Source organism: Paraburkholderia lacunae, from assembly GCF_003353175.1.
Taxonomy (GTDB): domain Bacteria; phylum Pseudomonadota; class Gammaproteobacteria; order Burkholderiales; family Burkholderiaceae; genus Paraburkholderia; species Paraburkholderia lacunae.
The window spans coordinates 90,759-113,336 of record NZ_QHKS01000012.1 but is presented as its reverse complement, the minus strand read 5'-3'; the positions used below and the strand labels follow the sequence as shown (position 1 = coordinate 113,336).

The following is a 22,578-nucleotide window of genomic DNA, read 5'->3' as shown; positions in this document are numbered from 1 at the left end:
TGCCACGTAAAACCTGTCCTATTGACCTCGCGACTGCGCTTCAAAAGTCATGTGTTTTCTCATTGGTTTTTGCATGAATTGTCTTACCATAAGATAAGAATGTGCCAGACGGCATCGTTGGCTACGAATGTGCGGTCGATACGCTGGCGCGATATATGCGGTCCTTAATTTCCGCAGGTGCGAGCATGCGCACCGGTTGACGATGCAACGGACGAAGATTCGAAACCCCTGAAAATAAGGAGACCAAACATACAGCAGGGTTTCCCCTGCCAGACGTCCCAACAGGCTATATCCGCTTCTCGTTGAGGCAATCACATTGTTGCCATTCCGAATGATATTCGTGCCGCGCAGGTCATTCACTCATGAGATCAGCCCTACGCGGTCTTTTTATGGGAGCCCCAAAATGCAATCCTTTATGAAAGCATTTTTTCGTGACGAACGTGGCGTCAGCGCCATGGAATACGCGGTTCTGGCCGGTATCGTTGTTATCGCGCTGGGCGCCATGGCCGCAACCTTCAACACGAATATCGGCGCGATGTTTACCAATCTGTTTACGAACGTCACGACCTCCCAGAATAAAGCGTAATTCCCGCGACCGGGAGGTTTGATACACCCGTTTATCGAGCCTCCTCTCAGTCTCCATACTCTCCGGAGCCGCGCTGATTGTGTCGCTACTATCTACTACTATTCGCCTCACCGTACTTTGCGTGCTGCTGCGGCTCGCTGTCTTCGACGTGCGTTGCCGGCGCCTCCCGACCGGGATGATCCTGATGATCGGTGCGCTGTTTTTTATCAACGCTCTTGTCATCCGCATGTCCGTCAACGACGTGCTCGCCCACCTGCTGCTGGCGCTTGCCGTTCTCCTCCTGTGCGCCGCCTTGTTCGCCGCGAAAATGCTGGGTGGAGGCGACGCAAAACTGGCCTCGGTTGTGTTCCTGTGGGTTGGCTTGAGTCTCGCTTTGCCAGCCCTGACCCTAATCTCGATCATCGGGCTGGGTGTTTCCCTGATCAGTCTTGCCACGCGACACATGGCCCCAGAGCAGGCATCCCTCGCGCTGCGAGCTCTCGCGATGTTCTCAGGAGCGCGCGGCGTGCCCTACGGCGTAGCGCTTGCGCTCGGAGGGGGTTCACTGATCGCGTTGCCCTCAGTGCTGCCTTTGCTTTCGATGCGGTAGGACGGCGCCCCTATGTCCAACATCATCAAAGTGGGTTTGCTCCTCGTCGGCGCCACCTTGATCGCGCTGATCGTTCGGGTAGTCATCGCAGGCGTGTCGCGTCCGTCGGCGGCCGTGCCCGGAACGGAAAAGGTCCGCGTCGGTGCCGCCGATCTTCCGCAGGGCCTGCTTCTGCGGGACGAGGACCTCACCTGGAAGCCTCTGCCTGTCACCGACATTCCCCCTAATGCTGTCGTCTACGGGGCACCCGGCGCGGTTGAGCTCAAGGGCGCGCTGCTGCGTCACCCTGTAGCAAGCGGCGGTCTGGTTGTCGCGGATGACGTCATCCTGCCGGGCGCCCCCGGCTTTCTTGCCGCCACGCTCAAACCCGAGATGCGCGCGGTGTCGGTCGCCGTCGACGATGTGTCCGGTAACGCGGGACTGATCCAACCTGGCGACTACGTGGACCTGCTGCTGACGCAACAGATGGATCGCCGGACCGATTCGCCGGAGCTTGCGGTATCGAGCGAAACCGTCGTCGAGCATGTTCGGGTGCTCGCAGTCGGCACGGAAATACAGCGACCAAAGAACGGCGACGCCCCGGATCTCACCAACCGCGTCCGCACGGTCACGCTGGAAGTCACGCCGCGCATGGGCGAAGTCGTTTCCGTCGCCGCGCGCCTTGGCAGCCTGTCGCTCGCATTGCGCAGCTTCGCGACCGTTACCCGGGATCCCGCTGCGTCCGTACCGGCCGAGTCGCTGCCACCGCCTGTGTGGGCCGGCGACATTTCACGCGCCGTGCGCGATCTGCCTCGCTCCCGTGGCCCCCAACTCACTGTCTCCAGCTCCGGATCGGCTTTGCCGCCCACTGTGACGATTTACAGAGGTTCCGACAGGAGCGACGCGCTGTCGAGCGTCGCACAGTCAAGCGGTACCGCAGGAAACAACGTACCGCCAGTGCCGGCTCTCCCCGTGCCGCACTGACGCGTGGAGAGGGCACAGCGTCCACTCGCAGGGATGGAAAGCCATGACAATGAAGTGCAGTCCGGGTGGCATCGGCTTGAAGCTCACGGCTTGCGCCGTGCTGAGCGGGGCTACGGCGCTTGCCGTTCACGCCCAGGCGGCGCCCACGCGCGCGGCACTGCCGCCTGTGACGAACGCCGCTCTGACGGACAGGCCAGCCCGTTCACAGGGAGCGTTGGCAGTAGACGCCGGCAAGGGCACCCTCGTGCGTTTGAACGAGAATGCGACCGCTGTGTTCGTCGCCGATCCCACGATCGCGGATGTCCACGTGCCGTCCCCGAAGGCGGTCTTCGTGCTGGGCAAGAAGGCAGGCACAACGACCCTGTATGTGCTCGGCGTGGACAACAAGACGCTGCTTCAACAGACGGTGGTCGTCAGCCGCGACATGGATGCACTGCGCAGCGCGGTCGCGGCGCGCTTTCCGAATGCGCACGTGCAACTGACAGCCGGTCCCGGCTCGCTGCTGGTTTCAGGCGAGGCGAGCTCGGCTGCCGACGCCGATGCCGTGGTGCAGACTATTTCGCCCTATCTGGCCGACAAGGAAGTACTCGTCAACCGCATCACGATCGATCGCCCGCTTCAGGTGCAATTGCGCGTTCGCATCACCGAAGTGGACCGCAACGTCACGCAGCAGTTGGGGATCAACTGGCAGGCGCTCGGTTCGGTGGTGGGGAATTTCACCGGCGGCATCTTCAGCGGCCGTCAGATATTCAACCTCGCCCAGCCGATCGTCGGCGCGAACGGTCAGACCACTTTCCCGGTCAATTTGCCGAGCAACAATGCCTACTCGCTCTTCGGTCAGTTCAAGACGGGCCACACCGACATCCAGTTGCTCGTCGATGCATTGAATCAGGAGGGCTTGCTGACAGTACTTGCCGAGCCGAATCTCGTGGCACTGTCGGGGCAGACCGCGAGTTTTCTCGCCGGTGGCGAGTTTCCGATCCCGGTGGCGCAGATCAACGGCGCCATCACCGTGGACTACAAGCAGTTCGGCGTCAAACTCGATTTCACGCCGACGGTCATGAACGAACACCGCATCAGCCTGAAAGTCCGCCCGGAAGTCAGTCAGATCGACACGACCGCGAGCGTCACCACCAATGGCGTCACGGTGCCGGGGTTGAGTGTGCGCCGAGCCGACACCACGGTCGAGCTTGCGAGCGGGCAAAGCTTCGCGATCGGCGGTTTGTTGCAGACCAACACAACCGACATCATTTCGCAGGTGCCCGGGCTGGGATCGATTCCCATTCTCGGCAAGCTGTTTTCGTCGACCAACTATCTGAACAACAAGACCGAGCTCGTCATTATCGTGACGCCCTATCTCGTCGAACCGACCGATCCGGCGAGGCTGCGTACGCCGCTCGATTCGCTCATGTCGCCGAGCAGCGATGTCGAGTACAGCTTCAGACACGAGTCCGGCGATGCGTCTACCCCGTCCGGGCAACCGCGCCTCGTGGGTGCGGCCGGGTATGTCTACTGAGCGGAACAGCCATGATCTCTCGCCTTATCGCGTTCATGCTGGTTTGCGCCACTGCGGCCGGCGTCAGCGGGTGCTTCAAACCGCCGAGAACAATGCCTGACGCGTCCGTCATCCAGTTTGACGGACACCTTGCGTTGCCGCCCGATTGCGCCAGTCTGGCTCGTCCATCGCTGCTGACCGACGCCGGCTGGAAGCGTCCCGAGATGGCATGGGGCTGCGCGACCTACACGAATCTCGCCGCACAGATCGCCCATCCGCAGGACATCGTCACGCCCGAAGCGCTCGGACCTGCCGACGCCGCGGTGGCGGCAAGCGCGGTGCGCCGCTATCAGACTGAGCATGTGACGCCACTCGACAAGACGACGACGCGGGACTCCCGTTGATACGTGCGCAACTCACCGAAGGTCACCTCATGAGCACAGGCTTCAGTTTCCGCAAAGGCACGACGGCGGCTCGGGTCGTCGACTTCATTGCGTTCGTCGCGGATCGCAACACGGAACAGGTGCTGAAAAGCTATGTACTCGAGCAGGCGATGCCGCACGCGCATGTGGCGATCGGCAGCATTGACGATGCGATTGCTTATCTCTCGAAGATCGAACGCTCGCCGTTATTTCTGCTGGTCGATCTGCATGGCTCGGCGATGCCGCTCTCGGACCTGGGACGACTCGCCGAAGTGTGCGAACCGTCGGTTCAGGTCGTGGCGCTCGGTGAGCGCAACGACGTCGGGCTCTTTCGCAGTCTGCTCAAGCTTGGTGTGCGTGACTATCTTGTCAAGCCGCTGACCGTCGAGCTGCTCAACCGGACCGTCAGCGTAACCGAGGGCAAGATCAATCCCGTCGTGCAGACCCGCGCCGGCAAGACGATCGCACTCGTCGGATCGCGGGGCGGCGTCGGCGTCACGACCATCGGCCTGAATCTCGCCCGCCATCTGACTGACGACACGCATCGCCGGGTCGCTTACGTCGACCTCAATGTGTACGGCGGCGCCGCGAACAGCATGCTTGGCATCCACAGCAACAACGGCCTGACCGACGTGCTGCAGAACGTGCACCGGCTCGATCCGCAGTATGTGGAACGCACGCTCGTCGCGAAGGGCAGCCGGCTTTTCGTGCTGTCCTCCGAACTCGATTACGGCACCCCAAGGCCGTTCCAGGCTGGAGCGCTCAAGCGCGTGGTCGAGGTGCTCCGCGACAGCTTCCATTACGTGATGCTCGATGTCGGCAACCGGGCCGATCCGCTCGCGGGCGAAGCATTCGATCACGCTTCGCGGGTCTACCTGGTCGCCGACCGGTCGGTGCATTCCGCACGCGAGACGCTGCGCCTGCTGCGCTACATCGAGGAGCGCGACACGAATCCCGCCGCTTCGCTGCTGCTCAATAGTCCCAATGCCGCGACGGCGGGCAAAGTGCAGCCCGTCGATTTCATGGCGGCGGTCCGACGCACGGTGCTGCATGAAGTGCCGTTCGAACCCAAGGCCGTATCGACAGCCGAGAACCTCGGTGAAACCCTCGACGAAAAAACGGCCAACGATTTCAATCAGGCGATCGCGCGTATCGGCAGCGACCTCACCGGCCAGCAAACAGTCGCCGAGCGCAGTTTTCTCCGCAAGCTCGGCATAAGGAAACGCTGATGTTCGGGCAAAAGCAGCCACCGCCGCCAGACGCGGTCGAGCCCCAGGCCACCTCGGCCGCCACAGCCGCCGCGGCGTCTCCCATTGGGGCAGGCAGCGCGGTCACGGCTTTGCCGGAGCGCACGCCGTTAGCGCAGGGCAACGAGGCATTGGTCCGCTCCGACCTGTTCAGGATCATCCGCACTGGCGTATTCACCTCGATGAATGCGTCGGCCGCGGTCGGCAAGACGCGCGAGCAGATGAAACCCGGCGTCGAACAACTCGTCCTCGAGATAGCGGCGCATGAACGGCTGAATGTCACGATTTCGGAGCAGAGCCAGATCGTCAGCGAACTGCTCAACGACATGTTCGGCGTCGGGCCGATCGAGCCGCTCCTCGCGGACGACAGCGTGACCGACGTGCTCGTCAATGGTCCCGATCAGGTTTACGTCGAACGGCATGGCCGGCTGGAACTGACACCGTACAAGTTCCGCGACAACGCGCACGTCGTCAGCGTAGCGCAGCGCATTGCGGCCGGTGTGGGCCGCCGGGTGGACGAAAGCAGTCCAATGGTGGATGCGCGCCTGGCCGACGGCAGCCGGGTCAACGTCATCCTGCCGCCTCTTGCGATTCGCGGCGCGTGTATCGCAATCCGCAAGTTTTCGAAGCGGAACATTACGCTTCACAGGATGGCGCAGCAGGGCAACATGTCGGCGCAGATGAGCAACGTTCTCAAGCTGGCCAGCACTTGCCGCCTGAACGTCATCGTGTCGGGCGGCACCGGTTCGGGCAAGACCACGTTGCTGAACGCGCTGTCCCACTTCATCGGCGATCGCGAGCGCGTCATCACGATCGAAGACGCGGCCGAACTTCAACTCCAGCAGCCGCACGTCGTCAGCCTCGAAACGCGCCCGGAAAACGCGGAGGGGCTCGGCGGCGTCGCCCAGCGCGATCTGGTCCGCAACGCACTGCGGATGCGGCCAGACCGGATCATTCTCGGCGAAACGCGGGGGCCGGAGGCGTTCGACGTCCTGCAGGCGATGAACACCGGCCATGACGGCTCGATGACGACGATTCATGCGAACACCCCGCGCGACGCGATCACCCGGCTCGAGAGCATGGTCATGATGGCCAACGGCAATCTGCCGCTCATGTCGATTCGCCGGCAGATTGCGAGCGCGGTCCATCTGATCGTGCAGATCGAACGGATGCGCGACGGCGTGCGGCGCGTGACACGTATCACGGAGCTGGTCGGCATGGAAGGCGAAGTCATCATCACCCAGGATCTCTTCACGTTCCGCTATGACGCGAGCGCCTACAACGAAGAAGTCAAAGGCGTCTTCGAAACAGCCGCTCTCAGGCCGGCGTTTTCCGAGCGTGCCGCCTACTACGGCGTCGAAGAAGCCCTGCTGGAGGCAATGCGGCCATGACGCCAATCGACCTCGTCACCCTCTCCTCTTTCGCCTGCGTGCTGTTGCTCGGACTCATGGCGCTTACCGTTCAGGACATGCGAAGCAAACGGCCTCGCGCAAGGATCAAGGCGCGCGTGCTGCAGTCTTTTTCGGTGCAGGACGGCGGGCTCGCGCCGGCTGCAGGCAGCTTTGACCCGGGCCTCTTCAAGGTCAGCCGGCCTGGCAACGCGGTCAGCCGCTGGTTCGGGCCGGGAATCGCTCGTCTCAGGACCGTCGCCGGAGCGAGCGGCCTTCGTATCGTGATCGGCGCCGCGATCGCGGGCGGACTCCTGGCGCTGGCGATGACACGTTTCATGCCGCTGCCCGGCTTCGTCAAACTGCTTCTGCTGCCCGCACTCCCCCTCTTCGGCGCGGCGCAAGCCTATCGTTTTCTCGTCGCCCGCTTCCGGCGGCGTTTCCTCGACGGCTTCCCAGACCTGATCGACATGATTGTGCGAGCCGTGCGCGCGGGTGTGCCCGTCACCCACGTCATCGGTGCCGCTGCCGACGAATGTCCCGAGCCGCTTCGTCACGAATTCAGGTTGATGGGCGACGCGCTGAGGCTTGGGATCGACCTGGAAGAAGTGTTGGCTGTGGCCATGCGACGAATCGAGGTCACCGACTTCTCTTTCTTTTGCGTGTGCCTGCTGTTGCAGCGCGAAACCGGCGGCCAACTCGGAGAAACGCTCGAAAACCTGGCCGCCATTGTCCGGACGCGCGGCGAGATCCGCATGAAAACGAAGGCGCTCACCGCGGAAGCGCGGATCACCACCAGGATTCTCGCCGCCATTCCGGTCGTCATCATGCTGGCCTTGTACGGCCTGAACCGCCCTTACGTCATGGTGCTGTTCGACCGGCCCGCCGGGCATAAGCTGCTGACCTTCGCATCGATCTCGGTGGTGATCGGCATCGCGGTGATCAACAAGATGTCCAAACTCAATACCTCGCGATGAGCCCCGCCCGCTTCGAGACACTGCTCGACCTCCTGATGCTGCTGGCATTGTTCGGCGTGCTCGCGTTATGGTGGGCCACGAAGCGCGGCGGCACACGTGGCAGGATCGCCGATCGTGCGCGCGAGGCGGCTCTCAGCCAGCGCCTGGACAGTTCGCCGGTTGACGTGGAGGGCAGCGATTCCGGGCTGCGCGCGCAACTGGTGCGGCGCCTCGCCACGCTGGGGGATCGACTGCCTCTGTTCGACGCAAAGTATCGCGAGGACCTCGGCAGACAAATGGTGCGTGGCGGTTACCGCGGAAAACTCGCCGTTCCCGTTCTGGTCGCCGTCAAGTTCCTCTTTGGCATTGTGTGTGCGACGCTGGCGGTCATGCTGGGTTCGCACATTCCCGCCGTGGGCCGCTTTCCCGCCGCGCGCGGAATCCTGATGGTGTTCGTCTTCATCGTCGGGATGATCGTTCCGGAATATGTGCTCGCGTTGCGCGCTCAACGGCGCCGTCGCGCAATGGCGGCCTGCCTGCCCGACGCGCTCGACCTGCTGGTGATCTGCACCAACGCCGGCAACAGCCTGGCGGTGAGCATTCGCCGGGTCGCCGATGAACTGTCTTCCATCTGCGCACCGCTCTCGGAGGAATTTTCGCTGACCGCCGACGAGCTGAAATTATCCGGTGACAGCGCGCGAGCGCTCAACGGGCTGGCCGAGCGGATCGATCTGCCGTCCATCCGCGCGCTGATTTCCGCGCTGACGCAGTCGATGCGATATGGCACGCCGATCACCCAGGCACTGCGAACCCTGTCTCGCACCGAACGGCTGGCCCATATCGTTTCGCTCGAAGAAAAGGCCGCCAAACTCGCGCCGAAAATGGTGCTGCCGATGATGGTGTTCATCCTGCCGGCGGTCGTCGTCATTGCAGCCGGTCCAGCAGTGATTCAAGTTCTCGAGTTCTTCGCCAAAAAATGAAAAACGTTGAACTGCGACTCGACCTTTGCGCAGCCCCGACGCACCCATGCACGATGCGCCGGTCTGCCCGGCTCGTCTGCCTGGCTTGCTGCTGCGCCGCCACGCTTCTCGCGGCGAGCGCCTGCACGACGACGACCTATCACGTCCCGGAAGCACGCGCGGCGACTCGCAACACGACGCCGAACAGCATGAGCGAGCTTCGCCTTGCCGACACGGCACTCGACTCGGGCAACGTGGATCTGGCCACGAGTCTTTATGAAAAGGTCGTGGCCGCCGATCCCCGCTCGGTTGGAGGGCTGACGGGCCTGGGCGACACCCTTTACGCGGTCGGCGACTTCACGCGAGCGGCGGTGTACTACGAGCGCGCCCGGCAGATCGACGCCTCTGCGATCGCACCGATGATCGGCGTTGCGCGCGTGGCCATTCATCAGCGGCGCTTCGACGATGCCATCTCGACCTATCGAAAAGTACTCGCGCTGACGCCTGACGCACCGCTTCCTTCGGCGGGCCTCGGTGCGGCGCTCGACCTGAAGGGCGACCACGCCGCCGCGCAAGCCGTGCTGCGGCAGGCGCTCAAGGCCAATCCCGGCGATCCGGGCCTGAGCGTCAACCTTGGATTGTCGCTCACGCTTGGCGGCAATCCGCGTGATGGCGCGAATGTGTTGCTCGACGTGACACGCTATCCAGGTGCACCGCCCCAGGCGCGCCAGGATCTCGCCCTCGCGTATGGCCTGCTCGGCAATCCGGAAGCGGCGGCGGCGATACTCGGACAGGATCTGCCGAAGGCGTCGGTACAGGACAACCTTCGCTTCTATGAGATTCAACGCGACCGCATGGCAAGACCGACGACGCCGGCGGCGAAAGGCTCAGGAGCGACCTCGAGCGACACCACGTCAGGCACGAGTCCATCTGTCACAGTGCGATGAAAAACGGAATCCCGATGCCCCACCCTAACCGTCCAGGCCGCGCGCCTCGCGCGAGCCGAGGATCGGCGGCAATCGAATTCGCCATTCTGCTGCCGTTTCTGGTCATGGTTCTGGTCGGGATCATCGACGTCAATCTGATTTTCTATGACGACGCGATCATTACGAACGCGGCTCGCGCGGGCGCGAGGGCCGGCACCGTAGTCCAGGTGCCGCCGCTGACCACGAGCCAGATCGCCTCCATCACAACCAGCTACGCGCAAGGCAGCCTCGTCACCGGCGGGAGTGCGACCTCGCCTACCGTCACCGTGACGCAATCGAACGGAACGACCACCGGAAGCACACTTCAAGTCGCGGTTTCGTATACCTATCAGGGTCTGCTGCTCGGCTCGAAGTTTAGTGCGTTGGTCGGCCCTGTCGTTCTGAACGCAACAGCCGTCATGATTTACGAGTAGGCCATGACCATCCCGATGCTTCGCGAGCGCCGCGAACCTTGCGTGCTACATCACCGGGCCACCGGCAGGCTTGCCCGGTATCGGCGTGAGAGGGGAACAATAAGCTATGTGCTCGTCTTCTTTATATTCATGGCGCTGGCGTTCGCAGCATTTTCAGTGGATATCGGGCACTACTTTCTCGCCCAGGACGAGTTGCAGACAGCGGCCGATGCGGCTGCCATCGCCGGCGCAGTTGCGCTGAATTCCGGAACATCGACGCCAGGCTGGAACACCGCTGTCGCCGCTGCCGCCAGCGCCGTCCGGCTCAATACTTCGGATGGCGTAGTCCTGACCAATGCGGCGATACAAAGCGGCTACTGGAATCTGACCGGATCGCCCGCGGGCATGCAGGCCTCGACGATCACGCCCGGCACGTACGATAGCCCGGCCGTGCAAGTCACGGTTTCGCGCGCGACAGGATTGAACGGCGGGCAGCTGGTATTTTTCTTCGCTCCGCTGTTCGGCGTGTACACGACCGCCGTGACCGCGACTGCGGTGGCCGTGGTGTCTGCGCCGGGTTATGTGGGGCCGGGTGGTTTGTTCCCCGTGGCGCTGGGCAAATGCCTTCTCGACCTTTACTGGAATGCTCAGACCGGTGCGCCGAAAATCGATCCATCGACTGGGCAAGCCTATACGTTTCAGATCACCAACGACGCGCTCTATGGAAGCTGCTCGGGTGGACAGTGGACATCATTTGCGACGGATGCGAACGACGTGCCGACGGTGCGTGCTCTCATGAGTAGCGGAAACCCGTCCGGATTGAGCATCGGAGATTCCATCTGGATTGAGCCCGGTACCAAGACGACGCTTTACAGCTCGGTTCCCATCAACGTCGATGTGCTGGTGCCAGTTGTGCAGAGCCTGGCGTCGTCAACGGAAACGATCCTTGGTTTCGCCGCTTTCCATATCGATCTTGCGGTCGGCGGCAGCGGTAAATACATCCAGGGTCATCTCATCACCAATTTCAAAGTGGCCACAGGTTCCGGACAAGGCGGCCCCTTCTACGGGGCTTATGTTCCGCCGCGTCTGGCGCAGTAACGGGATTTTTCAGTCACTGGAATCGCCCGTAGCGATGCGTCCCTAACCGGCAATCTATTCCGATCCATGAATAAGGTGCCGTGCTGAGCGACTGGTCAACCCGGCCGGTGTCATCCATATGAACTCGGAAAGGAGAAAGGCCTTGTCATATAACGCCACGCTTACACAACGTCATGCTTTCAGTGCCGCTCGTCAAGCCGGCAAGTCGAGCTCCGGCGAGTTGGGCCGTCGCTGAGATGAGCCAGTCCGACTACCCGCAAACTTCGTCAAATCCGGCTGACCGGGTTTGTCTGACACGCGCGCAACTCGTGGCGGAAGTCGTCGTGCGACTTCTGACCGTACCGCTGCTAGGCCTGTTCGTCATCCTGACCGTCCACCAATACGTGAGGGACACGTCCCGGGTCACGCTATTGCTTTTCGCCTTTGCGGAGGTGTTGACCGTCGGACTAGCCGTGTTTTCCCGCGTCCCGACCGAGCGTGACTGGAATCCGCTGAGTCTCGTCGTGACGGTCTGCGCGACTTTTTACTTTCTTGCGTTCCAGATTACGCCCGGCATCAGACTGGTTCCGGAGGCGTTGGCCGCCGCCATACAGGTTGCCGGGGTTCTGGTCCAGATTTACGCAAAGTGGTCGCTGCGACGTTCGTTTGGTCTTTTACCTGCCAACCGTGGCGTAATCATGGTTGGACCGTATCGCATCGTTCGACATCCAATGTACCTGGGCTACCTGATCACGGACATTGGTTTTCTCGTTGCGAACTTCGGCATTCGCAATCTCGTCGTCGTTGTGGCGCAATGGACCCTGCAAGTCATACGGATCGTGAAAGAGGAGCAATTGCTTTCGAACGACATCACTTATCGCGAGTACATGGGACGCGTGCGCTACCGGCTGGTTCATGGCGTGTTTTGACTGACTTACGCGGCGCCCCTCGCTTTGCTTCGATCCGCCGTGCCCGCGAAGCATCCACCGGTGACACGCACCCGCATCGCGGCCGCCAAGGTCGACCCTAGACGCAACGGCCAACAAGGTTGCGAGGACCGGGCGTGGCAAGGCCGGACCCTGCATCGATTCGATCGCCCGGATCACACCGACGGGCGATCGAATGCTGACACAACAAGCTGTCAGACGCGCCTTGCACTACCCGAAGCGGAAGCTGTACGCGCCACTTGTGTCGGGGTCACAGCACAGTAGGCAGGCTTCGTTTCCGCACCCGGCGTGATCGCGCAATACGCAGGCTTCGCTTCCGCGCTCGGCGTGATCGCGCAGTAGGCAGGCTTCGCTTGCACACCCGGCGTGACCGCGCAATACGCAGGCTTCGTTTCCGCACTCGGCGTGATCGCGCAGTACGCAGGTTTCGTTTCCGCACCCGGAGTGATCGCGCAGTAGGCAGGCTTCGCTTGCGCACCCGGCGTGATCGCGCAATACGCAGGCTTCGCTTGCGCACCCGGCGTGATCGCGCAATACGCAGGCTTCGCTTGCGCACCCGGCGTGATCGCGCAATACGCAGGCTTCGCTTCCGCACCCGGCGTGATCGCGCAATACGCAGGCTTCGCTTCCGCACCCGGCGTGATCGCGCAGTAGGCAGGCTCATCCGTCGCTGATGCAGTACCAAACTCGCGCGCCATCAGGTCGCCCGTTGCGGCAGCCAGTTCCCGCAGACGCACTTCGTCGTCGGCGCCGTCGATGCCCACATAAGGGTTGTGATGCAACACATAGCCGAAGAGACGCTCGCAGTCAGTCGCGTAGCGCCGTGTGTCAAGAATGTGCGCATGCCAGAACTGATCCACCTCCTCGCCCGGCACGATGGCGACGTCGGGATATTTCACCGACAGCTTCAAAAATTGCCGGTAGCCGTGCTCGGCGCGCGCTACCGTCTCGGGGGTCCACCCACCGTCGTGCCGATGAAGCAGCTTCGCCTTGATCCGGTCGAACTCGAGTTCGTCAATAGCCTGCCAGGTTCCTGCTACATCTCGTGCTTGCTGTTGCATGGTAAGTCTCCTTTTACGTGTGGTGAGCGTGCCAGAGGTCTCGGCCTCACGCACGCACGGCTTGCGGGTCCCGCTCGTCGGCGAGACCGCGGTCCAGCCGGCGACTCAGGAAAGACGTCATATCGCTGGCAGGAAGAGGACGGCTGTAGAAATACCCCTGGACTTCATCACAGCCTTCATTGCGCAAAAAATCGATGTGCGCCTGATTCTCGGCACCTTCGGCGACGACCTCCAGACCAAGGCTGTGGCCGAGAGCGATGACGGCGCTGGCAATCTGCGCGTCGCTCTGGCTGTCGGGCACGTCGCGAATAAACGAGCGATCGATCTTGATCAGGTCGATCGGGAAGTGATTCAGATAGGCGAGCGATGAATACCCGGTGCCGAAATCATCGATCGACAGGCGCACGCCGGTTCTCTTCAGGCTGGCGAGCCATCCCGCCGCCTGTTCGGGGTGACGCATGACCATGCTTTCGGTGAGTTCGAGTTCGAGCAGATCGCCGGGCAACTGTGCCTGCGCGAGCGCCTCGACAATGTCGTTGTGCAGATGCGGGTCCGTGAACTGGCGCGCCGACAGATTGACCGACACGCGCAGGGGTCCCAGGCCCCGTGCGAACCACTCGGCGTTCTGCCGGCACGCCTCGCGCAGCACCCACGCGCCGATCGGCACAATCGCACCCATTTCCTCGGCGATCGAGATGAAATCGGTTGGCATCACCAGTCCAAGCGTTGGGTGATGCCAGCGGATCAGCGCCTCGACCCCGGTACAGCGGTTCGATTGCAGCGACACGCGCGGCTGGTAATACAGAACGAATTCGTTGTTGTCGACCGCGTGCCGCAAATGCGATTCCATGTCGATACGACGCTGCAAGGACGTACTCATCTCGCGGACGTACTGTTGATGCGTGTTCTTGCCCCGTTGCTTGGCGCCGTACATGGCGATATCAGCGTGCTTGAGCAACGTCTGGGCATCGTCACCATCGCCGGGAAACGAACTGATGCCGATACTGGCCGTGACCGGCAATTGCCTGCCGCTCACGACGAACGGTTCGGCAAGCGCATTCTGGATCGCATCGACAGACCGCTGAACGTCGGCTCGCGCGTCCCCTTGCCCCGCGACGAGCACGATGAATTCGTCACCTCCCAGACGGGCGATCATCCCGGTCTGCGCCACCTGCTGACGCAGGCGCTCGGCGACGGCATGCAGCAGCAAGTCGCCCGCGTTGTGTCCCAGTGAGTCGTTGACGTCCTTGAACTGATCCAGATCGATGAACAGGACATGGAGCTCGGCCCCCTCGCGGCGTGAACGCAACAGTTCTTCCTCTAGCCGGTCCCTGAACATCAGGCGATTGGGCAAGCCCGTCAGGGCATCGTGATTCGCGATGAAGCGCAGATTCTCTTCAGCCTGTCGCCGCAGCAGGAAGTGACTCGCCTGGATAGCGATCGAGCGCGCCATCGCCAGCGCATGGGGCTCCGTCTGGCGCTTGTCCCGCGCGTAGAATTCCGCCATGCCGAGCGTCGTCGAGCTGGCCCGCAGCGGAAAGGCGAACACCGTGGTTATCCCTGCCGCAGCGAGCCATTCAGCATGCGCAAGCCGCGCCAAGGTGTTCTTTCCCGCACTCCAGCAAGGCTCCGTTGCGACCTCCCCAGCCAGCGCCGATGGACTGTCCGAGCGCGACAGCAGCCAGCGCTCGAGTTCGGGTATCCGCGTGCGGTAAATACTGCAAAGCGATTGCCGTTGACCGGACTCCGTCGGCCAGAACGCACCCGCCTCCCAACCCATGCCTTCGACCAGCACGTCTATCAGTTGCCGGAAAACATCGAACTCGCTCGTGGCGGTCGCCAGTTGCAGCGTGATCGCATGTTCCTGCTGTTGTGCGCGCTCCGCCGACTTGCGCTGCGTGATTTCCAGCGCGGTGCCACGCAGTGAGCGCCCGTCGGGCGGTCCGTACGCATGTCCGATCAGATGCAGCCACCCTCTTCTACCGCGCGTGGACCGATAACGGCATTCGAGCTGGAATGGGACGCCCGAGCGAAGCGCCCTGTTGCCGCGGGCAATCAGCGCCGCGCGATCCTGCGGTTCGATCACATCCATCAGCGCCGTCAGTGGCAGCGTCGCGCTTCGCGAGCCGATCAGGCGTGCCATCTCATTCGACAGAAGGACCACCCCGCCCTCCGGGCTGACGCGCCAGTCACCCAGATGCGCAATGCGCTGCGCCTCGGCACGCGCGATTTCGCTCTCGCGCAGCGTATGCGTGATCCGCTCGGCGAGCCTCACGGCCCGCACGCGCGAACTCGACAGCGCGTATCCCAGCCCGCCCAGCAGCACACTGATGACCGTGCCCGTGATCGCGGCAAATAGCGGCAGACGGCGTTGTGAGCCGCTCAGCGTGGCCGGATCGGCGGCGAACACGATCAGCCAACGCCGCCCGCCAAAGGGTTGCACGAGACTTTTCGAGAACTGCCGCGCGTCGCTCGTCGGCGCGCTGAATTCACCAGCGGACGACGCCGGCAAGTGGGCAGCTGATCCGCCGGCATTCGCGATGGCGTCTTGCTTGCTCAAGTCGTGTGCCAGGCTGCCGATGCCCGCGACGCTGTCGAACAGCATCGTGGACGGCGACGGCGGCACGGTCGGCGCGCCGAGCGAGCCCGCGTCGTAGATGCGAAAGCGGATCATGCGCAGTGTTTCGTCGCTGAGCAGCCCCGCCATCAGGTCCACGACGCGAATGCCCGCTCCCACCGAGCCGATATAAGCGCGCCGCCGTTGGTCGACGGTATCGTGCGGCATGCCTTTCCGATAGACCGGCAGGCGCAAGGCGATGCCGACGTGCGGATGGGTGCCCTCGGCGAGGATCAGGCGCCCGCTGCTGACGGGTTGTCCCGTGTCGCGCGATCGTTCGAGCGCCTCCAGCCGCCGTGGCACCAACCCAAGATCGAGGCCGACCGACGGCAGATTCGGCGCCAGCGGTTCGACATAGGACAGGACAAAGTAAGCGGGACGCTCACCGGGCGGGAGGATCGCGAAGTCAACGCCGGCATCTCGCAGAATCGGGTCGCGGCGTTGGGTGGCAACGAACTGCTCCACGTCGGCCTTGCGGATGTACGGCGCATAGTTCAGGGTTTGAAAACCGGGGTAGCGCGCGGGCAGATTCAGGCCATTCACGAAGTCTCGAAACTCTCTGCGCGAGATATCGTCGCCCGAACTGAACAGCGCCTGCATTGTCACCAGCACATCGGAATACAGGCGGACACGCATGTCGATGCTCTGTTCGACGCCGCGGGTGTCATTGTCAAAGCGAAGCCGCGCCTCGCGCTGGACCAGTTGCGCGGCGACCGAATACACCACGTCCGTTGCCGCGAGCCCGAGCAGCAGCATGGCGACCGCGAGCCCGATTGCATAACCAGAGTGAGCCGGGCGAAGCAATCGCCCCCACGTCTCGCCCACATTCATCCCCCCGGGGATACCACACTCACAACGGTCGCGGTCTGCAAACCGGGCACTCACGCAAGCACTCCGGAAAACATGACGCAAGAAATACAGACAACTTTACAAAGCGGTCAGACAACCTGTATCGATCCATTACCGAGCCAGCAATTACCGCACTCCAATAGTGCAGCCCGCATCGAATAACGCGAGAACGACAGATTGACGGAAAATATCAATGCCTTTTTCGAACTTCCAGGTATAAATTCATCCGCATTCTGTAACAACGGCTGAATAACCCGAAAGCTCGCCTTCATCATTTTCAGTTTGTGTCTAGTAGCTTAGACGAAGCCGGTTTTTTGCCTAGTTATCACGAACCCCTATTCAGGACGGTCCCGATAAGACCGTAATCGCCACCAAAACGTCAACGTTACCGATGTGCAGACCGGTAATACATTCCGAAACGGAGTTAGAACGTGTGCCGCAGGCCGAGCGAAACGATCGTCTGGGTATTCGTGCTCGAAGGAGACAACAGGAACATCTCGGCCGTTACGCCGGAACTGGCGCGCAAATAGACGGCGTTGAGATACACGTCGGTGCGACTGGATAAAAAATAATCCGCGCCGAGCGCGATCTGATTCCAGTGGTCCCGGTCGAGTTTTGAAAACGCATAGCTGGCGGCGAGGAAAAAGGCCGGGCTCAACTTGTATTGGACGTTGCCTTCTTCGGTACGCAGGACGTTGGATCGCCCCTTGTTCTGGAAGTCCACCAGCGTGAACAGACCTTGCACCAGGACCGTGCCAAATTGATACCCCGCGGCCAAACCCGACACGATCAGCTTGTCGAAGATCACCGGCTTCGACAGGGTGCCCAATGGCCCTGATCCGGATAACGGTGCACCCAGTACCGGCGTTCCAATACCGAAGACGGCCTGGTAATTGTGGATAGCGGTGTAAGCGGCGGCGAGGCGTAGCGAGCCCAGCGCATAGGCGGCGCCGAAGCCGAGCGCACTGTTGCGCTCGAAATTTCCCGCCTGGCCGCCAAACGCATACAGTGCACCGAACTGCAGGCCAGCCAGGTTCGGGCTCACGTACTTGACTGTATTGTCGATGCGCTCGCCACCGAGCCGGTCGTAATCTCCAAGATGGAAGGCAAATACGCTGGGGATCAGCGTGCCCGCAGAGAAGGCCGACAGGTTCGTCGTCATGAAATCGTACTGACGGCCCAACGAGATCGTGCCCATCCGGTCGCTAGCCAGACCGACAAACGCTTGCCGGCCAAACTCCAGCCCGCCCTGACCCAATGTGCCATTGGTGCTGCTGAAGCCGTTCTCGAGCCTGAATATCGCCTGGTATCCGCCACCGAGGTCCTCCACGCCGCGAAAGCCCCAACGGTCGTTGCGAGCGACGCCGCTGAACTGGGCCCATGTGTGGCCGCCCCGAATGTTGTTCGTATAGGTGAGCGCGTTGTCCACGATACCGTAAAGTTGCACGCTACTCTGTGCATGCGCTTCATTGCCAGACAAGTCGGCGCCAATCAGCATAGCGCCCGCCATCGAATATGATGCGAATCGTTTGATCCGATTCAGCATAACCGGATGATCCGCAAAATACCGAGTGGGCCATTGTTCACGTCGTTTTAAACGATTCATTGACAGCTCCCGGGAGTGAACCTGTTTTATTCCGGACCATCGCAGACAGACGTTATTAAGATTTACATACGAACTTAAGATTTACATACAGACACTATAGATTGCAGAGCCCTCCACTATTGAATAGTAACAATGTAAGCGGCAAAAAAATAAAGACATTCCGCATAAAGTGGCAGCTCTATCTTCGATATGGACAGCCCCCCGAATTTCGGATAGGTCCGCGCCGGGTAGATACTTCGCCTGCCGCGGAAGTATCTACCCGGCATTGACGTAAATTGATCTGCCGGTGACACGCGCCTTTACCGTCATCCAATTGGCTGCGCCGGATCTGATTCACGGAGATTTCGACTTCCATCCCGGTCGCGGACGTCCGTTATGCCCGTTGCGTCGAATGCTAAAATGCGAGCCTTGGCGCGATACTGACGGCGCCTCCGAGTCGAGACGACTCGCCGCAAACGCGGGCAATACCGATGATACAAAGAGAGACAAACTGCATGGCCCGTTTGACCGAAAGCATCCGGCGCCGACCGTCGGCGCCCTCACTGATCGTGGCTGTCTGCGGCGCCTTGATCGCCATCGTCATGGTCAGTTTATGCGCGGTGACCCTGTATCAGGGCCGCAAGGATGCGCTGAACCACGCACGCGATACGTTGCGCGATATTGCACTGATCGCGCAACGCGACATCGAGCGGAATTTCGAGTTGTACGAGCTGTCGTTACAGGCCGCCGTCGATGGCCTCCAGCAGCCCGACGTGATGGCGCTGCCTCCCCGTCTGCGACGCGAGGTCCTGTTCGATCGGGCGGCCAGCGCGAAATATCTTGGGTCGATGCTGGTTCTGGACGCGGCCGGCAACATCGTCATTGACTCGGCAAGCGACACCCCGCGACAGGGCAATTTCGCCGACCGGCAATACTTTATCGTCCAGCGCGACAACCCGAATGCAGGCCTCTACGTCAGCGATCCCTATGCGTCGCGCCTGCGAAGCGGGTCGCCGAGTATTGCGCTGAGCAGGCGGCTCTCTCATCCGGACGGATCGTTCGCAGGCGTCGTGGTGATGGCCGTCAATATCGAATATTTCCACGACCTGTTTGCCGGCCTGTCGCTCGTCGGCCCTCATGGTTCGATGTCGTTGATCGGCAAGAACGGCGTCATGATCATGCGGCAGCCGTACGGAGTTCAGGTCGTCGGACGGAATATCAAAGGAGCAAGCACCTTTCAGCGTTTCATGTCGGCGCCGTCGGGGAGTTTTAGCGAAACAGCGTCGCTCGACGGCACTCGCCGGCTGTACTGGTTCGCGAATTTTCCGCGCGTCCCGCTGATCATCATGGTCGCGGCTGCCGAACAGGACATCTACGCTGCATGGCGGCGCCGCGCACTGACAATCGGTTCGCTGATGCTCGCGTTTGGCTCCGCCTTCGTCGCGCTTTCCGTGCTGCTCGGTGCACAGCTGCGCCGCCGCATGCGGGCGGAGTCGGAACTGCAGCTGCTGGCGCGCACCGACGGCCTGACCGGCCTCAACAACCGCCGCAGCCTCGGCGAAATCCTCGACCGGGAATGGCGGCGTGCCAAGCGGACCCGCAGTGTCTTGTCGCTGCTGTTCGTCGATATCGACTGGTTCAAGGCTTACAACGATGCCTACGGTCACCAGACCGGTGACGATGCACTGGCGGCCGTGGCGCGCTGCATCGCCGAGAACATCCGTCGCCCCGCTGATACCGCGGCGCGCTATGGTGGGGAGGAATTCGTCGTGGTCCTGCCCAACACGCCGGAGTCCGGCGCCTCGGAGATTGCTGAAAGAATCCGGCGCGCCATCTTCGAGCGCGGCATCGAGCATGCAGGCAGCGAGTACGGACGCGTGACAGCGAGTATCGGAACGGTGAGCTGGGAACCCAGGACGGACGACGATGTCACCGCCGTGATCAAGGCCGCCGACGAGGCGCTCTATAACGCGAAAGCGACCGGTCGGAACAGGGTGGCGAGATCTCAAATCGCGTGAGCCATGCACGCGCCACAGAAAATCCGGCGGCCCCTCGACACACGGCTTGGCGAACCGGCGCCTCGCCTATCACCGGCCTGAGGCTCAGATCGGGTTATAAAGCCGGAAGACCCAGCAGTTTGCGAGCCTGAGCCGCGCTCGCCACAGGCCGGCCATATTCGCCGCACAACGCAGCCACCCGTGCGACCAGTTGCGCATTGCTCTTCGCCAGCGTTTCCTTGTCCCAGCGCACGTTGTCTTCCAGGCCGGTGCGGCAGTGCCCGCCCAGCTGGAGCGTCCAGTGATTCACTTCCAGCTGATGCCGCCCGATACCGGCGGCGGTCCATGTTGCATCCGGCAGCAGCGCCTTGAGTTGCTGCACCTCGAATTCAAGAATCTCGCGACGCGCCGGGAGTGCATTCTTCACGCCCATCACGAACTGCACGTGCACAGGTGATGTCAGCAAGCCCTGCCGGACCAGATCCTCGGTGCTGTACAGCATCGCCAGGTCAAAGATCTCGATTTCCGGTTTGACGTCATGGTCGAGCATCATCTTCGCCAGCGAACGCACGAAATCCGGCGGATTCTCATAGACGGTAGTCGGAAAGTTGACAGAACCCGTTGCGAGCGATGCCATATCCGGGCGCAGATCGAGCATGGCGCCGCGCTGCTCGAACGAGCGGCCACGGCCGCCGGTCGAGAACTGGACAATGATGTCGGGGCAGTACTGACGAATGCCCTCCTGCAGCTTCGCAAAGCTCGACCGATCGGAACTCGAGTTTTCCTGTTCGTCGCGCACGTGTAGATGAACGAGCGATGCGCCCGCCTCGTACGCTTCGTGCGTGCTTTCAATCTGCTCGGAGATCGTGATCGGTACGGCCGGATTGTCCTTCTTGCGCGGCACCGAACCTGTAATGGCAACGGAGATAATGCAGGGATCAGTCATGGTCAATGCTCCGGGAATAGACGTTCGGCCGATCATCCGACCCGCCGAACCGACGCCACGCAATGGCTCCGCGATTCGCGAAGCGGCCCACGCCTAGGCGATCTTCGGGTGCGAGAGGGTCTGCTCGCGCAGCCGCTTGTAATCCTGCTTGTCGACCGGAATCGCGCTTCGTTCACCCAGATCGTTCAGGTGAATCCGATACGTTTCGCGTGCACAGTACGCGGCAATCGCCGCGATGATCGTAATGCCGAAGGCGATCGCGCCGATCGTCACCGGAACATTGGTCGAGCCAGGAGGCGCCACGGTGGCGAAGAGCGCCGGTAGCAACGCGGTAATGGTGGTGCCGATATTCTGCGCGATAGCCATGGCCGATACGCGGGAGCGCGTCGGAAAGAGCTCGGGGAAAAAGCTCGGGAAAACTGCGTTGTAACCCTGGTAGAAGACGCCCCACATCAGAAGCGACATCACGATCGCGAACGCCACGTTGTGAATGCTGATTGCGTACAGGTAGCCGAACGACAGCAAGCCGGCGCAAAGCGAGCCGCCGATGATGAGAGGCCGCCGGCCGATCTTGTCCGACAGGTTCCCCACAAACGGAATCACCAGCACCGCGACGATGTTGCCCATCACCGGAATCCACAGATAGACACTCTTGTGGAACCCGATTCCGTACGACGGCTGAACCGCATAGGCCGCGCCGAAAATGGTGGTCACCACCGGAATCACATTCATCAGCGCAAGACAAACGACGATACACATCTCCTTCCAGCTGAACCTGAAGGCTTCGGCGATCGGCGAGCGCGGAACCGCTTCTTCGGTGATGAAGGCCGGCGTTTCCTTGACCTCGCGGCGAATGATGTAGCCGGCGACGAGGACGAGCGAGCTCAGCAGGAACGGAATGCGCCAGCCCCATGAGTTGAACGCGTCCTCGGGCATGTAATGCGCGAGCGGCAGGAACACCGCGGCGGCGAGAATCTGCCCGGCCTGCACGCCCTGGAGCGTGAAGCTCGCGTAAAAGCCGCGCCGCCCGAATGGCGCGTGCTCGAGAATCATCGAGCTGGCGCCGGAAATCTCTCCCGCTACCGCGAAGCCCTGAATCAGCCGCAGGACCACGAGCAGCACCGGTGCGAGCATGCCGACCTGGCTGTATGTCGGCAGGAGGCCCACGGCCATCGTCGAAAAGCCCATCAGGAACATGCACAGGATCAGCACCGTTTTACGGCCTTTGGTGTCGCCCCAGTGCCCGAGAAAGAACGCGCCGATGGGCCGAGCGACGTATCCCACCCCGTAGGTCGCCAGTGACGCAACAATGGCGACTTTGGGATTGCCGGACGGGAAAAACAGTTGGGGGAAAATCAGCGACGCCGCAGTGGCGTAGATGAAGAAGTCGTAATACTCGAGCGCCGAGCCGATCCAGCCGCTTGCGGTCGCCTTCTTTGTCTGGTGTGTGCCGTGTGGCTCGTGGTCAGTCAGGCTAGCCATGTCTGTCTCCAATATTGACAATCAATTCCTGTGG

19 protein-coding genes are annotated in these 22,578 nt (G+C 61.8%); 14 read left to right on the top strand and 5 right to left on the bottom strand.

From position 1 onward, the window contains the following. Positions 1-403 precede the first annotated feature (403 nt). From DLM46_RS19605 to DLM46_RS19545, 13 genes are all read left to right on the top strand, one after another. Positions 404-586 (top strand): Flp family type IVb pilin, encoded by a 183-nt coding sequence (locus DLM46_RS19605; RefSeq protein WP_115102772.1) that lies wholly within the window; start codon positions 404-406, stop codon positions 584-586. A gap of 79 nt (positions 587-665) precedes the next feature. Then, a complete protein-coding gene (locus tag DLM46_RS19600) occupies positions 666-1,175 on the top strand; it encodes a prepilin peptidase (RefSeq protein ID WP_115102770.1) in 510 nt (169 codons plus the stop codon). 12 nt (positions 1,176-1,187) lie between these two features. Further along, a complete protein-coding gene (gene cpaB / locus DLM46_RS19595) occupies positions 1,188-2,138 on the top strand; it encodes a Flp pilus assembly protein CpaB (protein ID WP_115102768.1) in 951 nt (316 codons plus the stop codon). Between the two features lie 49 nt (positions 2,139-2,187). Then, positions 2,188-3,654, top strand: a complete 1,467-nt coding sequence (locus DLM46_RS19590) for a type II and III secretion system protein family protein (RefSeq protein WP_115102765.1) — start codon at positions 2,188-2,190, stop codon at positions 3,652-3,654. Between the two features lie 11 nt (positions 3,655-3,665). Beyond that, on the top strand, positions 3,666-4,037 hold the full coding sequence (locus tag DLM46_RS19585; RefSeq protein WP_115102763.1) for a CpaD family pilus assembly lipoprotein: 372 nt from the start codon (positions 3,666-3,668) through the stop codon (positions 4,035-4,037). 29 nt (positions 4,038-4,066) lie between these two features. Beyond that, on the top strand, positions 4,067-5,284 hold the full coding sequence (locus DLM46_RS19580) for a CpaE/TadZ family protein (protein WP_115102761.1): 1,218 nt from the start codon (positions 4,067-4,069) through the stop codon (positions 5,282-5,284). After that, positions 5,284-6,693 carry a TadA family conjugal transfer-associated ATPase gene (locus DLM46_RS19575; protein WP_115102758.1) on the top strand — a complete coding sequence of 470 codons (1,410 nt, stop codon included), beginning with the start codon at positions 5,284-5,286 and terminating at the stop codon, positions 6,691-6,693. Before DLM46_RS19580 ends, DLM46_RS19575 begins: the two co-directional genes overlap by 1 nt. 134 nt (positions 6,694-6,827) lie before the next feature. Further along, positions 6,828-7,667 (top strand): type II secretion system F family protein, encoded by an 840-nt coding sequence (locus DLM46_RS19570; RefSeq protein WP_244306299.1) that lies wholly within the window; start codon positions 6,828-6,830, stop codon positions 7,665-7,667. Then, entirely contained in the window at positions 7,664-8,626 is a 963-nt protein-coding gene (locus DLM46_RS19565; protein ID WP_115102753.1) for a type II secretion system F family protein, read from the top strand. Before DLM46_RS19570 ends, DLM46_RS19565 begins: the two co-directional genes overlap by 4 nt. Before the next feature lie 188 nt (positions 8,627-8,814). Continuing rightward, a complete protein-coding gene (locus DLM46_RS19560) occupies positions 8,815-9,552 on the top strand; it encodes a tetratricopeptide repeat protein (protein ID WP_244306298.1) in 738 nt (245 codons plus the stop codon). A 14-nt stretch (positions 9,553-9,566) separates the two neighbouring features. Next, positions 9,567-10,004, top strand: coding sequence for a TadE family protein (locus DLM46_RS19555; RefSeq protein ID WP_115103162.1), 438 nt, complete (start codon positions 9,567-9,569; stop codon positions 10,002-10,004). A gap of 3 nt (positions 10,005-10,007) precedes the next feature. Next, positions 10,008-11,081 (top strand): TadG family pilus assembly protein, encoded by a 1,074-nt coding sequence (locus DLM46_RS19550; protein WP_279635206.1) that lies wholly within the window; start codon positions 10,008-10,010, stop codon positions 11,079-11,081. A 323-nt stretch (positions 11,082-11,404) separates the two neighbouring features. Beyond that, positions 11,405-11,989 carry a methyltransferase family protein gene (locus DLM46_RS19545; protein ID WP_244306297.1) on the top strand — a complete coding sequence of 195 codons (585 nt, stop codon included), beginning with the start codon at positions 11,405-11,407 and terminating at the stop codon, positions 11,987-11,989. Positions 11,990-12,201: 212 nt separating this feature from the next. Here the strand turns inward: DLM46_RS19545 and DLM46_RS19540 are convergent, their stop codons facing one another. From DLM46_RS19540 to DLM46_RS19530, 3 genes are all read right to left on the bottom strand, one after another. Then, positions 12,202-13,068: a hypothetical protein gene (locus tag DLM46_RS19540; protein ID WP_244306296.1), complete on the bottom strand. Its 867-nt coding sequence runs from the start codon at positions 13,066-13,068 to the stop codon at positions 12,202-12,204. A gap of 46 nt (positions 13,069-13,114) precedes the next feature. Then, positions 13,115-16,441 carry a bifunctional diguanylate cyclase/phosphodiesterase gene (locus DLM46_RS19535; RefSeq protein ID WP_115102749.1) on the bottom strand — a complete coding sequence of 1,109 codons (3,327 nt, stop codon included), beginning with the start codon at positions 16,439-16,441 and terminating at the stop codon, positions 13,115-13,117. Between the two features lie 517 nt (positions 16,442-16,958). Beyond that, positions 16,959-18,140 carry a porin gene (locus DLM46_RS19530; protein ID WP_115102746.1) on the bottom strand — a complete coding sequence of 394 codons (1,182 nt, stop codon included), beginning with the start codon at positions 18,138-18,140 and terminating at the stop codon, positions 16,959-16,961. Between the two features lie 494 nt (positions 18,141-18,634). On the opposite strand from DLM46_RS19530, the gene DLM46_RS19525 reads away from it, so the two are divergent. Further along, entirely contained in the window at positions 18,635-20,137 is a 1,503-nt protein-coding gene (locus DLM46_RS19525; RefSeq protein WP_244306295.1) for a sensor domain-containing diguanylate cyclase, read from the top strand. Positions 20,138-20,231: 94 nt separating this feature from the next. On the opposite strand, the gene DLM46_RS19520 is transcribed toward DLM46_RS19525, so the two are convergent. Both DLM46_RS19520 and DLM46_RS19515 read right to left on the bottom strand, forming a co-directional pair. Then, a complete protein-coding gene (locus tag DLM46_RS19520; protein ID WP_115102744.1) occupies positions 20,232-21,062 on the bottom strand; it encodes a 3-oxoadipate:acetyl-CoA acetyltransferase in 831 nt (276 codons plus the stop codon). Positions 21,063-21,155: 93 nt separating this feature from the next. Beyond that, positions 21,156-22,544 carry an MFS transporter gene (locus DLM46_RS19515; RefSeq protein WP_115102741.1) on the bottom strand — a complete coding sequence of 463 codons (1,389 nt, stop codon included), beginning with the start codon at positions 22,542-22,544 and terminating at the stop codon, positions 21,156-21,158. Positions 22,545-22,578 lie beyond the last annotated feature (34 nt).

Excerpts from the sequence above, each read along its gene's own strand:
- DLM46_RS19605 (WP_115102772.1), top strand. The coding sequence starts at position 404 with ATGCAATCCTTTATGAAAGCATTTTTTCGTGACGAACGTGGCGTCAGC.
- cpaB (WP_115102768.1), top strand. The coding sequence starts at position 1,188 with ATGTCCAACATCATCAAAGTGGGTTTGCTCCTCGTCGGCGCCACCTTG.
- DLM46_RS19590 (WP_115102765.1), top strand. The coding sequence starts at position 2,188 with ATGAAGTGCAGTCCGGGTGGCATCGGCTTGAAGCTCACGGCTTGCGCC.
- DLM46_RS19585 (WP_115102763.1), top strand. The coding sequence starts at position 3,666 with ATGATCTCTCGCCTTATCGCGTTCATGCTGGTTTGCGCCACTGCGGCC.
- DLM46_RS19580 (WP_115102761.1), top strand. The coding sequence starts at position 4,067 with ATGAGCACAGGCTTCAGTTTCCGCAAAGGCACGACGGCGGCTCGGGTC.
- DLM46_RS19575 (WP_115102758.1), top strand. The coding sequence starts at position 5,284 with ATGTTCGGGCAAAAGCAGCCACCGCCGCCAGACGCGGTCGAGCCCCAG.
- DLM46_RS19565 (WP_115102753.1), top strand. The coding sequence starts at position 7,664 with ATGAGCCCCGCCCGCTTCGAGACACTGCTCGACCTCCTGATGCTGCTG.
- DLM46_RS19560 (WP_244306298.1), top strand. The coding sequence starts at position 8,815 with ATGAGCGAGCTTCGCCTTGCCGACACGGCACTCGACTCGGGCAACGTG.
- DLM46_RS19555 (WP_115103162.1), top strand. The coding sequence starts at position 9,567 with ATGCCCCACCCTAACCGTCCAGGCCGCGCGCCTCGCGCGAGCCGAGGA.
- DLM46_RS19550 (WP_279635206.1), top strand. The coding sequence starts at position 10,008 with ATGACCATCCCGATGCTTCGCGAGCGCCGCGAACCTTGCGTGCTACAT.
- DLM46_RS19540 (WP_244306296.1), bottom strand. The coding sequence starts at position 13,068 with ATGCAACAGCAAGCACGAGATGTAGCAGGAACCTGGCAGGCTATTGAC.
- DLM46_RS19535 (WP_115102749.1), bottom strand. The coding sequence starts at position 16,441 with ATGCTGCTGCTCGGGCTCGCGGCAACGGACGTGGTGTATTCGGTCGCC.
- DLM46_RS19530 (WP_115102746.1), bottom strand. The coding sequence starts at position 18,140 with ATGAATCGTTTAAAACGACGTGAACAATGGCCCACTCGGTATTTTGCG.
- DLM46_RS19525 (WP_244306295.1), top strand. The coding sequence starts at position 18,635 with ATGGCCCGTTTGACCGAAAGCATCCGGCGCCGACCGTCGGCGCCCTCA.
- DLM46_RS19520 (WP_115102744.1), bottom strand. The coding sequence starts at position 21,062 with ATGACTGATCCCTGCATTATCTCCGTTGCCATTACAGGTTCGGTGCCG.
- DLM46_RS19515 (WP_115102741.1), bottom strand. The coding sequence starts at position 22,544 with ATGGCTAGCCTGACTGACCACGAGCCACACGGCACACACCAGACAAAG.